The 16,200-nt window shown below is 72.2% G+C and carries 12 protein-coding genes; 5 read left to right on the top strand and 7 right to left on the bottom strand.

The window, feature by feature from the left end:
* The first annotated feature begins 266 nt into the window (after positions 1-266).
* The 3 genes from pta (at position 267) to pyk (ending at position 5,260) form a co-directional block, all read left to right on the top strand.
* Positions 267-2,396, top strand: coding sequence for a phosphate acetyltransferase (pta, locus tag ACFV4F_RS37100; protein WP_380509446.1), 2,130 nt, complete (start codon positions 267-269; stop codon positions 2,394-2,396).
* Positions 2,397-2,496: 100 nt separating this feature from the next.
* Positions 2,497-3,738: an acetate kinase gene (locus ACFV4F_RS37105; RefSeq protein WP_380440179.1), complete on the top strand. Its 1,242-nt coding sequence runs from the start codon at positions 2,497-2,499 to the stop codon at positions 3,736-3,738.
* 94 nt (positions 3,739-3,832) lie between these two features.
* Entirely contained in the window at positions 3,833-5,260 is a 1,428-nt protein-coding gene (pyk, locus tag ACFV4F_RS37110) for a pyruvate kinase (protein ID WP_380440177.1), read from the top strand.
* A 78-nt stretch (positions 5,261-5,338) separates the two neighbouring features.
* Here pyk and ACFV4F_RS37115 read toward each other — a convergent pair whose 3' ends face one another.
* The 4 genes from ACFV4F_RS37115 to ACFV4F_RS37130 form a co-directional block, all read right to left on the bottom strand.
* Positions 5,339-6,814, bottom strand: a complete 1,476-nt coding sequence (locus ACFV4F_RS37115; protein WP_380509449.1) for a hypothetical protein — start codon at positions 6,812-6,814, stop codon at positions 5,339-5,341.
* On the bottom strand, positions 6,811-7,377 hold the full coding sequence (locus ACFV4F_RS37120; RefSeq protein ID WP_380509452.1) for a DUF6114 domain-containing protein: 567 nt from the start codon (positions 7,375-7,377) through the stop codon (positions 6,811-6,813). The genes ACFV4F_RS37115 and ACFV4F_RS37120 overlap by 4 nt, the downstream gene beginning before the upstream one ends.
* Positions 7,378-7,508: 131 nt before the next feature.
* Positions 7,509-8,177: a DUF6230 family protein gene (locus ACFV4F_RS37125; RefSeq protein WP_380440169.1), complete on the bottom strand. Its 669-nt coding sequence runs from the start codon at positions 8,175-8,177 to the stop codon at positions 7,509-7,511.
* 697 nt (positions 8,178-8,874) lie between these two features.
* Positions 8,875-9,882: a tetratricopeptide repeat protein gene (locus ACFV4F_RS37130; protein WP_380509455.1), complete on the bottom strand. Its 1,008-nt coding sequence runs from the start codon at positions 9,880-9,882 to the stop codon at positions 8,875-8,877.
* A gap of 426 nt (positions 9,883-10,308) precedes the next feature.
* Here ACFV4F_RS37130 and ACFV4F_RS37135 point away from each other — a divergent pair, with 426 nt between their 5' ends.
* Positions 10,309-10,953, top strand: coding sequence for a TetR/AcrR family transcriptional regulator (locus ACFV4F_RS37135; RefSeq protein ID WP_380440193.1), 645 nt, complete (start codon positions 10,309-10,311; stop codon positions 10,951-10,953).
* Between the two features lie 76 nt (positions 10,954-11,029).
* Here ACFV4F_RS37135 and ACFV4F_RS37140 read toward each other — a convergent pair whose 3' ends face one another.
* The 3 genes from ACFV4F_RS37140 to ACFV4F_RS37150 form a co-directional block, all read right to left on the bottom strand.
* Entirely contained in the window at positions 11,030-12,715 is a 1,686-nt protein-coding gene (locus ACFV4F_RS37140) for a methylmalonyl-CoA mutase (protein WP_380440167.1), read from the bottom strand.
* 259 nt (positions 12,716-12,974) lie between these two features.
* Positions 12,975-13,316: a DUF3817 domain-containing protein gene (locus tag ACFV4F_RS37145; protein ID WP_329927945.1), complete on the bottom strand. Its 342-nt coding sequence runs from the start codon at positions 13,314-13,316 to the stop codon at positions 12,975-12,977.
* Between the two features lie 77 nt (positions 13,317-13,393).
* Positions 13,394-13,942, bottom strand: coding sequence for a MarR family winged helix-turn-helix transcriptional regulator (locus tag ACFV4F_RS37150; protein WP_380509457.1), 549 nt, complete (start codon positions 13,940-13,942; stop codon positions 13,394-13,396).
* Positions 13,943-14,439: 497 nt separating this feature from the next.
* Between ACFV4F_RS37150 and ACFV4F_RS37155 the strand changes: the two genes are divergently transcribed.
* Positions 14,440-16,077: a M4 family metallopeptidase gene (locus ACFV4F_RS37155; protein WP_380509460.1), complete on the top strand. Its 1,638-nt coding sequence runs from the start codon at positions 14,440-14,442 to the stop codon at positions 16,075-16,077.
* The last annotated feature ends 123 nt before the right edge of the window (positions 16,078-16,200 follow it).

Below are 16,200 nucleotides of genomic sequence, written 5' to 3' on the forward strand. Positions count from 1 at the left end.
CGTCTATAATTGACAGCCGCGGAGGTCCGCGGACGGGGGTGCCGCGGTTCGCGGTCTTCCGTTCGCGGTCTTCCGTTCGCGGTCTTCCGTTCGCGGTCTTCCGTTCGCGGTCTTCCGTTCGCGGTCTTCCGTTCGCGGTCTTCCGCGACCGACGTGACCTTCGTCCCTTGCCTCCCCCGGGATGCTCTGCTCGCGGACGCCAGTTCGGGGTGCGAAGGTATGGTCGATATGACCACTTTCCGAGGCGACGGGACGGAGAAGACCGCGTGGCGCGCAGCGTGTACGTGACCGGGATCGACCGGGGGGACGGACGGCAGGCGGTCGAGCTCGGGGTCATGGAGCTGCTCACCCGGCAGGTGGACCGGGTCGGGGTGTTCCGGCCGCTGGTGCACGCGCACGCCCCGGGAGAGTCCGGGTCGGACCACGTGGTCGAGCTGCTGCGCGGCCGGTACCGGATCGACCTGCCCGCCACCGACCTGTACGGACTGACGTACGAGGAGGCCGCCGCCCTGCAGGCCGCCCAGGGGCAGGACGAGCTGGTGTCGGCCCTCGTCGACCGGTTCCGGGCAGTGGAGCGGCGCTGCGAGGCCGTGCTGGTGCTCGGCACCGACTTCGCGGACACCAACATCCCGGACGAGCTGGCCTTCAACGCCCGCCTGGCCAACGAGTTCGGCGCCGCCGTGCTGCCGGTGCTCGGCGGGCAGGGCAAGGAGGCGGAGGCCGTGACCGCCGAGGTCCGCAACGCCCACCGGGCGTACACCGACCTCGGCTGCGAGACCCTCGCGATGATCGCCAACCGGGTCGCCCCCGCCGCCAAGCAGCGGATCCAGCGCAAGCTCACAGAGAAGCTGCCGATCCCCGCCTACGTCATCCCCGAGGAGCCGGCGCTGGCCGCGCCCACCGTCGCCCAGCTGGTCGAGGCGACCGGCGCCGAGGTGCTGCTCGGGGACGCCGCCGGGCTCGCCCGGGACGTCCGCGGGTTCGTCTTCGGCGGCGCCATGCTGCCGACCTTCCTCGACGCGCTGACCGACGGCGCCCTCGTCGTCACCCCCGGGGACCGCGCCGACCTGGTCATCGGCTCGCTCGCCGCGCACGCCGCCGGCGCCCCGCCGATCGCCGGCGTGCTGCTGACGCTCGGCCAGCACCCGGGGCCGAACGTCATGGCGCTGGCCGCCCGGCTCGCCCCCGGCACCCCGGTCGCGGTCGTCCCCGGGGGCAGCTGGCCGACCGCCGCCACCCTGACCCACCTGGAGGGCAAGCTCAGCGCGGCCAGCCCGCGGAAGGCCGAGATCGCCCTCGGACTGTTCGAACTGCACGTCGACACGGTCGAGTTGACCAACCGGATCGAGGTCGGCCGGTCCGAGCGGGTCACCCCGATGATGTTCGAGCACGAGCTCCTGGAGCGCGCCCGCGCCGACCGCCGGCACGTCGTCCTGCCCGAGGGCACCGAGGAGCGCGTGCTGCGCGCGGCCGAGATCCTGCTGCGCCGCAACATCTGCGACCTCACCCTCCTCGGCGACGTCGACGCGGTGCGCCGCACGGCCGCGGGCCTCGGCATCGCGATACCGCGGGAAGACTCCGGCGCCGACCGCGCCCGGGTCCGGATCGTCGACCCGACCACCAGCCCGCTGCGCCGCCAGTTCGCCGAGCTGTACGCGCGGCTGCGCGCCCACAAGGGCATGACCGTCGAGCTCGCGCTGGACGTCGTCACCGACGTCTCCTACTTCGGCACCCTGATGGTCCAGGAGGGCATCGCCGACGGCATGGTCTCCGGCGCGGTGCACTCCACCGCCGCCACCATCCGGCCCGCCTTCGAGGTCATCAAGACCTCGCCGGGCGCGTCCATCGTGTCGAGCGTCTTCTTCATGTGCCTGGCCGACAAGGTCCTCGTGTACGGCGACTGCGCCGTCAACCCGGACCCGGACGCCCAGCAGCTGGCCGACATCGCGATCCAGGCCGCGGCCACCGCCGCCCAGTTCGGCGTCGAGCCGCGGGTCGCGATGCTCTCCTACTCGACCGGCACCTCCGGCTCCGGCGCGGACGTCGACAAGGTCCGCAAGGCCACCGAGCTCGTCCGCGAGCTGCGCCCGGACATCCTGGTCGAGGGCCCGATCCAGTACGACGCCGCCGTGGACCCGCACGTCGCGGCCACCAAGCTGCCGGGCTCCGCGGTGGCCGGCCGGGCGACCGTGCTGATCTTCCCGGACCTCAACACCGGCAACAACACCTACAAGGCCGTGCAGCGCTCGGCGGGCGCGGTCGCCGTCGGCCCGGTCCTCCAGGGCCTGCGCAAGCCCGTCAACGACCTCTCCCGCGGCGCGCTGGTCGAGGACATCGTCAACACCGTCGCGATCACCGCGATCCAGTCCCAGGACCGCAAGGAGCCGAACGCATGAGCGAGCGCAGCATGGGGGTCCCCCCGGCCGGAGGCTGGGGGAGAATCATCAGCGGGTGCGTGTTTCGCGAAGCGACCACCGAGCGCAGCGAGGTGGACGCATGAGTGAAGGAACGCGCGTCCTCGTCCTGAACGCCGGCTCCTCGTCGGTCAAGTACCAGCTGATCGACATGCTCGACGGCGCCCGGCTCGCCTCCGGGCTGGTCGAGCGGATCGGCGAGCCGAGCGGCCGGCTGGTGCACACCCCGCGCTCCGGCGAGCGGCGCGAGAGCCTGCAGACCTTCCCGGACCACTCCGCCGCGCTCAAGGCCGTCGCCGAGGAACTCGCCGCCGACGGCGTCGGGCTGGACTCCCCGGAGCTCGCCGCGATCGGCCACCGCGTGGTGCACGGCGGCAAGCGGTTCACCGAGCCGACCGTGCTCACCGACGAGGTGCTCCGGGAGATCCGCCGGCTGATCCCGGTCGCGCCGCTGCACAACCCGGCCAACATCACCGGCATCGAGGTGGCCCGCGCGCTGCGCCCGGACCTGCCGCAGGTGGCCGTCTTCGACACCGCCTTCCACGCCTCGATGCCCGAGCCGGCCGCCCGGTACGCGATCGACAAGGCCGTCGCGGACGAGCACCGGGTGCGCCGCTACGGCTTCCACGGCACCTCGCACCAGTACGTCTCGCGGGCCACCGCCCGGCTGCTCGGCAAGGACCCGGCCGAGGTGAACGTCATCGTGCTGCACCTGGGCAACGGCGCCTCCGCGTCGGCCGTCGCCGGCGGCCGGTGCGTGGACACCTCGATGGGCCTGACCCCGCTGGAGGGCCTGGTCATGGGCACCCGTTCGGGTGACATCGACGCGGGCGTGGTGTTCCACCTGCACCGGGTGGGCGGCCTGTCGATCGACGAGATCGACGACCTGCTCAACCGCCGCAGCGGCCTGCGCGGCCTGTGCGGGGACAACGACATGCGCGAGATCATGCGCCGCGCGGACGAGGGGGACGCGGACGCGAGGCTCGCGTTCGACTCCTACGTCCACCGGCTCCGCAAGTACATCGGCGCCTACTACGCCGTGCTCGGCCGGGTGGACGCGATCGCGTTCACCGCGGGCGTCGGCGAGAACGCCGCACCGGTGCGCGCGGCGGCCACGGCGGGCCTGGAGGAGCTGGGCATCGCGGTGGACCCCGAGCTGAACTCCGTGCGCTCCGGCGAGCCCAGGATCATCTCGCCGGAGTACGCGCGGGTGGCGGTCGCGGTGGTGCCGACCGACGAGGAGCTGGAGATCGCCCGACAGGCCTTCGCCCTCGTGCACCGCCGGGACCAGGAGGCGCAGGGAACCCACGGGTCCGAGGACTGACACTCCGTCGTCTCGGTCCGCGGAATCCTTCGTCGGCGATTCCTCACGATTCGTGCCGAATGCACCCATAACACGAACGGATAGACTGATCCATATGCGCCGAGCGAAAATTGTCTGCACCCTGGGTCCGGCGACGGACTCCTACGAACAGCTGAAGGCCATCGTCGAAGCGGGCATGAACGTCGCCCGACTGAACATGAGCCACGGCACCCACGCGGACCACGAGGAGCGGTACCGAAAGGTCCGCCAGGTCTCGGAGGACACCGGCAAGGCCATCGGCGTCCTGGCCGACCTCCAGGGTCCCAAGATCCGTCTGGCGACCTTCGCCAACGGCCCGGTGACCGTCGACAACGGCGACGAGTTCACCATCACCACCGAGGACGTCCCCGGTGACCAGCACATCTGCGGCACCACCTACAAGGGCCTGCCCGGCGACGTGAAGCCCGGCGACCCGATCCTGATCAACGACGGCGTCATCGCCCTGGAGGTCGTCAGCGTCGACGGCCCGCGGGTGAGGACCGTGGTGGTCGAGGGCGGCGTGCTCTCGAACAACAAGGGCATCAACCTGCCCGGCGCGGCCGTGAACGTGCCCGCCCTGTCCGAGAAGGACAAGGACGACCTGCGCTTCGCGCTCCGCCTGGGCGTCGACATGATCGCCCTGTCCTTCGTCCGCAACGCGGACGACGTCAAGGACGTCCACGAGGTCATGGACGAGGTCGGCATCCGCGTGCCGGTCATCGCCAAGATCGAGAAGCCGCAGGCCGTCGAGGCCATGGAGGAGATCGTCCTCGCCTTCGACGCGATCATGGTCGCCCGCGGCGACCTGGCCGTGGAGTACCCGCTGGAGCGGGTCCCGCTGGTCCAGAAGCGCCTGATCACGCTGGCGCGCCGCAACGCCAAGCCGGTCATCGTCGCCACCCAGATGATGGAGTCGATGATCCACGCCTCGCGCCCGACCCGCGCCGAGGTCTCCGACGTCGCCAACGCCATCCTGGACGGCGCCGACGCGGTCATGCTGTCGGCCGAGTCGAGCGTCGGGAAGTACCCGGTCGAGACCGTCCGCACCATGAGCCGGATCTGCGAGAAGGCCGAGGAGGAGCTCGTCGGCCAGGGCCTGCAGCCGCTCAACCCGGGCCGCAAGCCGCGCACCCAGGGCGGCTCCGTCGCCCGCGCCGCGTGCGAGCTGGGCGACTTCCTGAACGGCAAGGCGCTGATCGCGTTCACCAAGTCCGGCGACACCGCGCGCCGGCTGTCCCGCTACCGCTCGCCGATCCCGGTGATCGCGTTCACCCCGGACTCGGCCACCCGCAACCAGCTCTCGCTGAGCTGGGGCGTCGAGTCGTACGTCACCGAGCAGGTGGCCACCACCGACGCGATGGTCGCGCAGGTCGACCGCGAGCTGCTGAAGATGGGCGAGCTGTCCGAGGGCGACACCGTCATCGTCACCGCCGGCGTCCCGGTCGGCATCCCCGGCACCACCAACATGGTGCAGGTGCACCGCCTGGGCTCGCACGGCGAGTAGTCCGCGCCGCACCGCCGAACGCCCGTGGGGCGGCTCCTCCGCGACGGAGGGCCGCCCCACGGGCGTCGTGCGTTGCTCCTACTTGTCGCTGTAGGGGGCGTTGTCGTTGAACAGGTGCATCCCGGGGATGTGCAGCGTGCCGCCGAACTGGCCGGCCTGCTTGGCGGTCACCCCGGTCAGCTCGATGTCCAGCGGGATCGGGACCGAGCCGATCAGGTCGTACAGCCAGCGCGGCAGGGTGTCCGGGGTGAGGGTGATCTCGCCCAGGTCGATCGGGATCGGCAGGCCCAGCAGCTTGGACAGGTGACCGGACAGCCGCTCCACGTACATGGTGACCGCGCCGTTGCGCATGGTCGAGGTCGAGCCGGGGGCGCCCTGGACGTGGAACGTCACGCCGTTGCCCTCAAGAGTCGACATGTCGAGGTTCTCGATGTCGACGCTCGACACCACGAACTTCAGCACCCGCTTGGTGCCGGTCGGGGTCCTGACGTCGTAGACGCCGTGGAAGGCCGCGCCGTGCAGGCCGAGGCGGCTGGTCTGCAGCGTCCAGTTCTGCTCCGGGACGACCTGCTCGCCGGGCGCCGGGGCGGCGGTCAGGCCGCGGGCGTCCACCGCGCAGTTCGGGTTCGCGGTCGGGGAGCCGGAGGCCGACGGGGACGCCGAGGACGACGGCGCCGAGGTCGAGGCGGAGGCGGACGGCGTGCCGGACCCGGACGGCGCGGCCGAGGCACTGGACGACGGCGCCGGCTTGGTGGGCGCCTTGCCCGTCGCGGGCGACTTCGGGGCCTGGGTCACCGTGCCGCCGCCGGGCACCTGCGGGGACGGCTGCGCCTGCGGCTGGGTCTGCGGCTGGGGCTGGGTCGGCGGCTGCCCGGGCTGGACCGGGGCGCCGACCCGCGGGGCGGGCGCGGCGGGCGCCGGGGTGGTCGCCGGGGCCGGGGTGGCGGTCGGCGACGCGGAGGGCGTCGGGGACGCCGAACCACCCGGGTTCAGGAGGTTGCCGATCCCGCCGAGGATGTCGTCGATCAGCCCGGCCCGGGACGCCTTGGCCGTCCCGTTCGGGTCGCCCTGGTAGACCGCGCTCACCGCGCCCGCACCGCCGTTGGCAGCGGACCGGACGCCCGGCGCGGTGGTCGCCGTCGACGTCGGGGCCGTCGGGGCGGCGGTCGGCGTCTTCACCGGCGCGGACGGCTGCGGGGTGGGCGCGGCCGTCGGGGCCTGCGTCGGGACGCCCGTCGCAGCGGCGCTCGCCCCCGCGGTGGGCGTGCCGGTGGGCGTCGCGGACGGACCGGGCGGCGGCGCGGGCAGCTCGCTCTTGGGCACCGGCGTCTCCTGGACCGACGAGACGTCCGGCACCGCCACGGGGGCGGTGGGGCACGCCTTGCCGGCCGTGGACTCGGCCGACGCCGGGTTCGGCGTGTAGGCGGCGGCCATCAGCAGCGCCGTCGGCACCGCGGCCATGGCCAGCGCCCGGCCCCGCAGCCGGACCCGGACGGGCGTCCGCGGAGCGGCGTGGCGCCCGGAGCGCTTCGCTTGGTCGTCGCCCGTGCTCACCGCGCCTCCCCCGGGTCCGCCGTGGCGGCCTGCTCCCCCGGCACGGCCTGGGCGGGCAGCTTGGCCGTGGGCGCTTCGGCGGCAGCGCGCTCTTCGGCGGCGACGCTCTCGGCAACGGCGTTCTCGGCGACGGCGTTCTCGGCCGCAGCCTCGGGCTCCGGCAGCGGCGCCCAGGAGACCAGCAGCCCGCCGCCGATCAGGCCCGGCAGCAGCGCCATGCCGAAACCGGCCAGGTTGGACATCGGGATCGAGACCAGCGTCAGCAGGATGGTCGCGATGCCCGCGAAGACCCGGACCGCCGGCTGGAACCACCCGGTGATCCCGAGGATGATCATCAGGATGCCGATCAGCAGCGACCCGGCCCCCGCCGTGGTCGACATCGCGATCGTCACGCTGCCGAGCGCGAGGTGCGCGTAGGGGAAGTACAGGATCGGGACGCCGGCGATCATGGCCAGCAGGCCGCCCCAGAAGGGCCTGGTGCGGCGGAACGCGCGGAAGTGCCGCCAGAGCCACCCGATCGCGTTCTGGTGGCCGGTCCGGGTTTCGACCGTTGCGCTGGACATGGTGCAGCTCCTCGACATCGCTACGAGGGAAGAACGATTGGCAGGAGGCCGGGAACGACGGTGACCCGCCGCCCCCGGCCCGAGAAGACCCGTCACTCGGGCGTGCCGGCCGGCACGCCGTCAGGCGAGGCTCAGAAGCACTCGTTGCCCGCGCCGTCGCCCTGCTTGAGCGACAGGTGCAGGCCGCTGAGGACGAAGGTGCCGGCCGACGTGGCGCGCGCGGTCTGCTGCACGTTGTCCAGGGTGGCCGTCCTGGCGGCCTGGGCGAAGCCCATGGCGCCGGTCGGCAGCTTGTCCCCGGTCGCCTTCCCGACCACCGGGTGGGGGTGCCAGCTTCCGACGGCGGGGCCGGTCAGGGCAGAGGCGTCCTCACCGATGTTGATGTCCTGGAAGGTCGCGTCGGCCTTCAGGTCCTCCAGGTCGATGAGCAGCTTCTCGGCGTGCACCGGCGTGCTCCCCTCGCCGCCGGCGTTCAGCTGAAGCGTGATCTTGCCGAGGCCGAAGCCGCTCAGGTCGGTCACCACGGACTGGCACAGGTTGGTGATGTCGGCCTTGTCGAAGGCCGAGACGGCCACCGGGTGCAGCTTGCCGCCGGCCTCGACGTCGACGGTGCCGAACTGGGAGAAGCCCTCGCCCTGGAGGTGCGTGGTGTGCACCTTGAACTCCTGGCCGGAGATGCTGAACGAGGCGGCGAGCGCGCTGTTGGCAATGGAGAAGCCCACCGCGGCGGTGGCCGCGATGCTCGGCACCATCACCAGGGCGAAGCGCTTCCAGCGGGTCTTGCCGTAGGTCTTGGACATGCGAGTCCTCCTTCTGGGACGTACATCTCCGGCTCCCCGGCGGCGCCTCCGGCACCGGTGGGGGCCTGGGATGGGAGAGAGCTACGTCCTCGGTAGCGGAGAGCGCGCGTGTCGTCGGACGCGGGAGCGGCCTGCGTGGAGCGGCACTCCCGTCCCTGGACCGGCCGTCCTTGTGGGGCGGCGGGCAGGACCGGCGACATCGGCGATCACCCCCGAGCGACAACCAGCGACCGCGCAGGGCACGCGGCCGGTCGAAGGACAGGAACCGCCGTGGGACCGCGGATACCCCCCTGCCCTCCCTACCGCCGGCCGTGGCCGGCGGATCACCCGGTGGGGATCCCGCGCTCCCCGTGGCCGACCGGCTGTCGGGGGAAGGAGTCTGGGACCGGGCGTGGCCGATCGTGCTTGAATCCCGGGCGAAGCACAAGAGGTGCCTTACTGACGGGTAATGCAACAGTCGGTGGCGTCGATCATGAACTCGGCCCGATCCGCACCGTGCGTGACGTCGTGCAGGAATCGTGTTGGCGAAATCCCCCGGAAACACCGCCGAAACACCCGTGGGTGGTCACACTTGGTGACCACCCACGGGTGAAATCAAGATTTGGTAAACGTCGGCCGGGTTGACCGGATTGTCGCCAAATCACCAGCGACACCGCAGGTCACCCGCCGTGCCAGACGCACCACCCGGCACGCGGGCTCAGAAGAGCACGCGCGCCAGCCCGGCGCGGGCCACCACGACGCGCGGGTCCTCCGCGCCGATGACCTCGAAGAGTTCGAGCAGGCGCAGCCGGACGGTGTCCCGGTCCGCGCCGAAGGTCTTGCCGACGGTGTCGATCAGGCGCCCGAAGGCGTCCTCGACGTGGCCGCCGACCAGGTCCAGGTCGGCCGCCCGGAGCTGCACCTCGACGTTCTTCGGGTCGGCCGCGGCGGCCGCCCGGACGGCCTGGAGGTCCAGGCCCTCGACGCGGTGCAGGAGTTCGGCCTGGGCCAGGCCCAGCTTGGCCTCGGTGTTGCCGGGCTGGTCGGCCAGCACGTTCCGGTAGGCCTGGATCGCGCCGGCGAGGTCGCCGCGGTCGAGCGCGTCGTGCGCGGCGGCGAGCGCCGGGTCCTCGAAGCGCTGCGGGGCGCCGGCCGGACCGGCCTCGCCGTCCGAGGTGCCGGGGGCGGCCTGGCCGCCAACGATGCCGAAGCGCTGCTCGGCGACGAGGATCAGCTGGTCGAGGACCTTGCGGACGTTGGCCGCGCTCTCCGCGCCCTGGAACAGCGGCACGAGCTGGCCGGCCACGACGGCCATCACGGCCGGGATGCCCTGGATGCCGAACTGCTGGGCCAGCATCTGGTTGGAGTCGACGTCGATCTTGACGAGGACGAACCGGCCGGCGTACTCCTCGGCCAGGCCCTCCAGGATCGGGCTGAGCTGCTTGCAGGGGCCGCACCACTCGGCCCAGAAGTCGATGACGACCGGCACCTCGGCGGAGCGCTGGACGACCTCGGTCTCGAAGGTGTCCTCGGTGACGTCGATGACGAGCTCGTAAGCGGGCTCGGCGGGGGCGATGCCGGCCGCCTCGGCGGCGGCGGCCTGGCGGGCCCGCTCGGCCCGCGCCTGCTCGGCCTTCTGGGCTGCCTCACCGGCCGCCTTCACGGCGGCGAGGTCGACCGCACCACGCAGGGCGGAGCTGTTCTGACGCGAATTCCGTGGCTGCATGGCACCATCCTCCCCCGTCCGCGCCGCCCGCGAGCACCAACCTCGGGAAAGTCGTCCCGCGCGGGCTGCGCGGTGCCTCTCCCCGGAGCGCCGTGCGCTCCCCCCAGTAGCCTGCTGCCTCCGGTGCGGATCCCCACCCGCACCCGCGCCGTTCCCGTCCCACGGGATCCGGCGCCCGGTTGTCACTGCTTTCGCTACGAGTCGTAGCGTAACTGGAGCGAGTGGCCCGCCCGCAAGCCCCACCGGCCGTTCCGTGACGTGACCTGCCCCACTTTCGCGGACCGCCCGGCTGTCCGAAGTGCTGGACAGTCGCTACCGTTACCAGCCCCACCCAAGTTACTAACCAGTAGAGTGCAAGGAGGCCCGGTGCCGGCCGCCCAGCCCCCCGTGAGCCAGCCGACCGCCGCGAACCCGTCCGCCACGGCGCTGCCGGCGGCCCCGGGCACCCCGGCGGAGGCCGTCACGGTCCGGGCCAAGGGGCGCCCGCGCAGCGCCGCCGCCGACCTCGCGATCCTCGACGCCACCCGCGAGACGCTCGCCGAACTCGGCTGGGGCGGGCTCACCATGGGCCACGTCGCCACCCGTGCCAAGGTCGCCAAGACCACCCTCTACCGCCGCTGGCCGTCGAAGAACGAGCTCGTCGTGGACGCCGTCGCCAGTCTCTTCGACGAGCTCGTGATGCCCGACCTCGGCAGCCTGCGGGCCGACATCGAGGCCGTGGTGGCCCAGTTCGCGGACCTGCTGGCCCGGCCCGAGACCCAGGCCGCGCTGCTCGCCCTGTTCGCCGAGGGCACCCGCGACCGGCAGCTGCGCCGGCGGATCCGGGAGGCCATCGTCGACCCGCAGAAGCGGCTGGTCCGCCAGGGCCGGGCGGCCGCCCAGGCGCGCGGCGAACTCGCCCCGGACACCGACCCGTCGGCGGCCGGCGAGGAGATCGACATCATCTTCGACACCATCGCGGGGACGGTCGAGCACCGCGTCCTGGTCAGCGGGGAGCCGATCACCCCGGAGTGGACCCGCCGCTTCACCAGCCTCCTGCTGGGCCCCTTCCCGAGCCTCGCCACCGACTGACGCGGGGCATGCCGGAGCCGTCCCGCGCCCATGGCGTGCGGGACGGCTCCGGGAAGAGAACCGGCCGGAGGACCTGTCAGAAGGCCGCCGTCTCCTGGTAGGTGCCCCACTCCTGGCGCAGCACGTTGCAGATCTCGCCCAGCGTCGCCTCGGCGCGGACCGCGTCCAGCATCGGCGGGATCATCGACTCGCCGGAGCGCGCCGCCGCGAGCATGGCGTCCAGCCCGGCCCGCACCGCCGCCTCGTCCCGGGCCGCCTTGCGCTCGGCGAGGACGCGCACCTGCTCGCGCTCGACCTCGTGGCTGACCCGCAGGATCTCCAGCTCCGGGGTGACGCTGCGCGGGTGGCAGTTGACGCCGACCACGCGCTTGTCGCCCTTCTCCACGCCCTGCTGGTACTGGAAGGCGGCCTCGGCGATCTCGCCGGTGAACCAGCCCTCCTCGATCCCGCGCAGGATGCCGGCCGTGATCGGGCCGATCTCGTGGTCCTCGCGGCCCTTGTCGAGGATCCGCTGGAAGATCGCCTCGGCCTGCTGCTCGATCCGGTCGGTCAGCGCCTCGACGTACCACGAACCGCCCAGCGGGTCGGCCACGTTGGCGACGCCGGTCTCCTCCATCAGCACCTGCTGCGTGCGCAGGGCGATCTCGGCGGCCTGCTCGGAGGGCAGCGCCAGGGTCTCGTCCAGGGCGTTGGTGTGCAGCGAGTTGGTGCCGCCGAGCACCGCGGACAGCGCCTCGACGGCGGTGCGGACCACGTTGTTGTACGGCTGCTGCGCGGTGAGCGAGACGCCGGCGGTCTGGGTGTGGAAGCGCAGCCACTGCGCCTTGTCGGTCTTCGCGCCGAAGCGGTCGCGCATCCAGCGGGCCCAGATCCGGCGCGCGGCACGGAACTTGGCGATCTCCTCGAAGAAGTCGAGGTGCGCGTCGAAGAAGAACGACAGGCCCGGCGCGAACACGTCGACGTCCAGGCCGCGGGACAGGCCCAGCTCGACGTACGCGAAGCCGTCGGCGAGGGTGTACGCCAGCTCCTGCGCGGCCGTCGCCCCGGCCTCGCGGATGTGGTAGCCGGAGACGGACAGCGGCTTGTACGCGGGGATGCCCTTCGCGCAGTACGCCATCAGGTCGCCGATCAGGCGCAGGTGCGGCTCGGGGGCGAAGAGCCACTCCTTCTGGGCGATGTACTCCTTGAAGATGTCCGTCTGCAGGGTGCCGTTGAGCACCGCCGGGTCGACGCCCTGGCGCTCGGCGGCGACGAGGTACATGCAGAAGATCGGGACGGCCGGGCCGCTGATGGTCATCGAGGTGGTGACCTCGCCGAGCGGGATGCCGGCGAACAGCACCTCCATGTCGGCGGCCGAGTCGATGGCCACGCCGCAGTGGCCGACCTCGCCGAGCGACTTGGCGTCGTCGGAGTCGTAGCCCATGAGGGTCGGCATGTCGAAGGCGACCGAGAGGCCGCCGCCGCCCGCCTCCAGGATCATCCGGTAGCGCTCGTTGGTCTGCTGCGCGTTGCCGAAGCCGGCGAACTGGCGGATGGTCCAGGTGCGCCCGCGGTAGCCGGTGGCGTGCAGCCCGCGGGTGAACGGGTACTCCCCCGGCCAGCCGATCCGCTCGAAGCCCTCGTACGGCTGCCCGGCCGGCGGGCCGTAGGCCGGCGCGACCTCGTCGCCGGAGAGGGTGGTGAAGTCCGCGTCGCGCTTGCGGGCCGCGTCGTACCGCTGCTGCCAGCGCAGGCGTCCGCGCTCGATCTCCTCGGCGTCCATGGGCCGAACTCCGCTCCGTACGGCCGCCACGGCACCGGGGCGGCACAGCTATTAGGACGTCCTACTAATTTACTCGGACGTCCTACTACTTGTCGATGGACGAACCGGGGCAAGCGGGTGGACATCGCGGAGATCCCCCGGGAACGGGAGGTCTCCCCGGGAACAGGGGGCCTCCCCGGGAACGACGGAGGGCCCTCCTCCCCGCACCGGGGAGGAGGGCCCTCGAAGGTTCCGTCGTCGCTGCGCGCCGCGTCCGCGCTCAGACGCCGGCCGGCTGGCGGGCGTCCGACCCGGCCGGGAGGCTCGCGGCGGCCTCGCGGGCCACCCGGCGTTCGAAGACGAAGGAGAGGAACGGGATGCAGCCGGCCGCCAGGGTCAGCACCAGCCGGCCGAGCGGCCACTTCAGCTTCTGGCCCAGCAGGAAGGTCACCACGAAGTAGCCGATGTACAGGTAGCCGTGCAGCATCGCGACGTACGTCGTCACGTCCTCGCCGGTCTGGAACCCGTACTTCGCGACCATGAAGCCGCAGAACACCAGCAGCGCCACACCGGTCGCGACGGCCAGGGCCCGGTACCAGCCCAGCAGGGGGGTCGCCTTCATCTTCTACATCGCCTCGTTCGGCTGGATCGGCCGGTACGTCCGGATCTGCGCACCGCTCCGAACGAGGGTAGCCGTCCTCACGGCCGCGCCGGCGCAGGCCCCTCGTCGGCTTCGTCACCCTCGTCGGCGAAGTCCCCGGCGGCGACCCGCAGCGGCCGGAGCAGGTCGAACACCTGCCGGCACTGTCCCGCGTCGTACTCCTCCAGCCCGAACTCCATCGCCATGAGCTCCCGCGTGGCCTCCTCGACCACCTCGCGGCCGCGCGCGGTGATCGAGGCGAGCACCCCGCGGCCGTCCAGCGGGTTGGGGCGGCGGGCGACCAGGCCGGCCCGCTCCAGCCGGTCGACGGTGTTGGTGACGCTGGTCGGGTGGACCATGAGCCGCTCGCCGATCTTGGAGAGGGACAGCTCGCCGGTCCGGCTGAAGGTGAGCAGCACCAGCGCCTCGTAGCGGGCGAAGGTCAGCCCGTACGGCTTGAGCACCGCGTCGACCCGGGAGAGCAGGATCTGGTGGGCGCGCATGATCGAGGTGATCGCCGCCATCGAGGGGGCACCGCCCCAGCGGCGGGTCCAGAGCTCGTCGGCGCGGGCGATCGGGTCGAAGTCGAGTGCGAGGGGCTTGGCCACCTCCTTACCGTACCGGCGGAACGGACGTGTGCTACCAGCCGTCCTGATGCTGGACAAGCGACGGTGCGTGGCGGGATCCCGCCAATCGGGCGGGCAGGTCCATACCTGGACATTGCGGCGGTGTGTCGGCCCGCCAACGCACGGTCACGACACGGCCGCTGACGCTGAATCAGCGGTCCACCCCGCTATCAGGCCTCGGTTCGGGCGGTAACCCGCTGAAAGACGGGGTGATTCGCCGGTTTTGTCGGCCCGTTCACAATGCTTCGCCCTGGCGGGACTTGGCCAATTCATGAACCAGACCTGTCATTTCGTTTGCTCGATTGTCATGCTTTCGGCCAACCCCGTTCAGCGGCCACCACCCCCACCCATCGGTGCGCCGCCGTCCGCCGCACGGGGTTGCCCAGCACGTCAGCGCCCGTTCCGCCCCCAAGGTGCCGACCCCGGCCCCCGGGACGCGGCGTGACCGCGCACCCGCGGTTTCCCGGAAGGACTCGCACGTGAAGCGAAAGCTCGCAGCCGTCGCCGTACTCTCCGCCACCGCCCTCCTGACCGGCGTCGTCCAGGTGGGCACCGCCGCCGTGGCGACCCCCGCGCCCGCGCTCCAGGCGCAGGCCGCGCAGCAGTACGCCGCCGCGCTCGCGCTGGCTGGCGGCCAGGCCGGGCCGCTCGGCAAGGCCCTGGCGCTCGGCGGCCAGGAGCAACTCGTCGCCAAGGACGCGGTGGTGGACGCCGACGGCACCCGCCACCTGCGCTTCGAGCGCACCTTCGCCGGACTGCCCGTGCTCGGCGGCGACCTGGTGGTCCACCAGAGCGCCGGCGGCGCCGTCGAGTCGGTCGACAAGGCGATAGCCGCCCCGATCGCGGTGCCCAGCCTGACCCCGGAGATCCCCGCCGACCAGGCCGCCGCGCAGGCGACCGGCGCCGTGCAGTCCACCGTCGGCGTCACCGCCGACAAGGACGAGTCCCCGCTGACGGCCGTCCACCAGACCGGCAAGCCCGAGCTGGTGATCTGGGCCTCCGACGGCAACCCGCGCCTGGCGTACCGGACCACCGTCGAGGGCGAGCGCGCCGACGGCACCCCGAGCAGCCAGCTGCTGGTCACCGACGCGGCGAGCGGCGAGGTGCTGTCCACCCACGAGCAGGTACAGACCGCCGCCGGCACCGGCACCGGCGTCTTCGTCGGCAAGGTCCCGCTCACCACGACCCAGACCACCGGCGGCTACTCGCTGAAGGACGCCGGCCGCGGCGGGCAGTCCACCGTCAACATGAAGAACCGGACCTCGGGTTCGGGCACCCTCTACACCAAGTCGACCAACACCTGGGGCAACGGCAGCGCCGGCAACGGCGAGTCCGCCGCCGTGGACGCCCAGTACGGCGCGGCGGCCACCTGGGACTTCTACAAGAACACCTTCGGCCGCAGCGGCATCAAGAACAACGGCGTCGGCGCGACCAGCCGGGTCCACTACGGCAGCAACTACGTCAACGCCTTCTGGAGCGACACCTGCTTCTGCATGTCCTACGGCGACGGCGCGAGCAACACCCACCCACTCACCGAGATCGACGTGGCCGGCCACGAGATGACCCACGGCGTCACCTCCGCCACCGCGGGCCTCAACTACTCCGGTGAGTCCGGCGGCCTCAACGAGGCCACCTCCGACATCCTCGGCACGATGGTCGAGTTCTACGCCAACCTGCCCTCCAACCCGCCGAACTACTGGATCGGCGAGCTGATCAACCTCAACGGCGACGGCACCCCGTTGCGCTACATGGACCAGCCCAGCAAGGACGGCTCCTCGGCCGACTCCTGGTCGTCGGGCGTCGGCAACCTGGACGTCCACTACTCGTCCGGCGTCGCGAACCACTTCTTCTACCTGCTGTCCGAGGGCAGCGGCGCGAAGAGCATCAACGGCTTCAGCTACAACAGCCCGACGTCCAACGGCTCGACGGTCACCGGCATCGGCCGGGACAAGGCGGCGCAGATCTGGTACCGCGCGCTGACCGTCTACTTCACGTCCACCACCAACTACGCGAGCGCCCGCACCGGCACCCTCAAGGCGGCGGCGGACCTGTACGGCGCCACCAGCGCCGAGTACAAGGCCGTCGCGGCCGCGTGGAGCGGCGTCAACGTCAACTGACGCACGGCGCCCCGACGAACGGCACAGGGCCCGTGGGCGCGCCCGAACGACCCCGGGGCCCCGGGTTTGCCAACCCCCCCGCGGGCGGTGTGGTGGCCCCCGCCGCGGGTGGATTATTGGTCG

The organism is Kitasatospora sp. NPDC059722 (assembly GCF_042733235.1).
GTDB lineage: Bacteria > Actinomycetota > Actinomycetes > Streptomycetales > Streptomycetaceae > Kitasatospora.

Excerpts from the sequence above, each read along its gene's own strand:
- ACFV4F_RS37105 (WP_380440179.1), top strand. The coding sequence starts at position 2,497 with ATGAGTGAAGGAACGCGCGTCCTCGTCCTGAACGCCGGCTCCTCGTCG.
- pyk (WP_380440177.1), top strand. The coding sequence starts at position 3,833 with ATGCGCCGAGCGAAAATTGTCTGCACCCTGGGTCCGGCGACGGACTCC.
- ACFV4F_RS37120 (WP_380509452.1), bottom strand. The coding sequence starts at position 7,377 with ATGTCCAGCGCAACGGTCGAAACCCGGACCGGCCACCAGAACGCGATC.
- ACFV4F_RS37125 (WP_380440169.1), bottom strand. The coding sequence starts at position 8,177 with ATGTCCAAGACCTACGGCAAGACCCGCTGGAAGCGCTTCGCCCTGGTG.
- ACFV4F_RS37130 (WP_380509455.1), bottom strand. The coding sequence starts at position 9,882 with ATGCAGCCACGGAATTCGCGTCAGAACAGCTCCGCCCTGCGTGGTGCG.
- ACFV4F_RS37140 (WP_380440167.1), bottom strand. The coding sequence starts at position 12,715 with ATGGACGCCGAGGAGATCGAGCGCGGACGCCTGCGCTGGCAGCAGCGG.
- ACFV4F_RS37145 (WP_329927945.1), bottom strand. The coding sequence starts at position 13,316 with ATGAAGGCGACCCCCCTGCTGGGCTGGTACCGGGCCCTGGCCGTCGCG.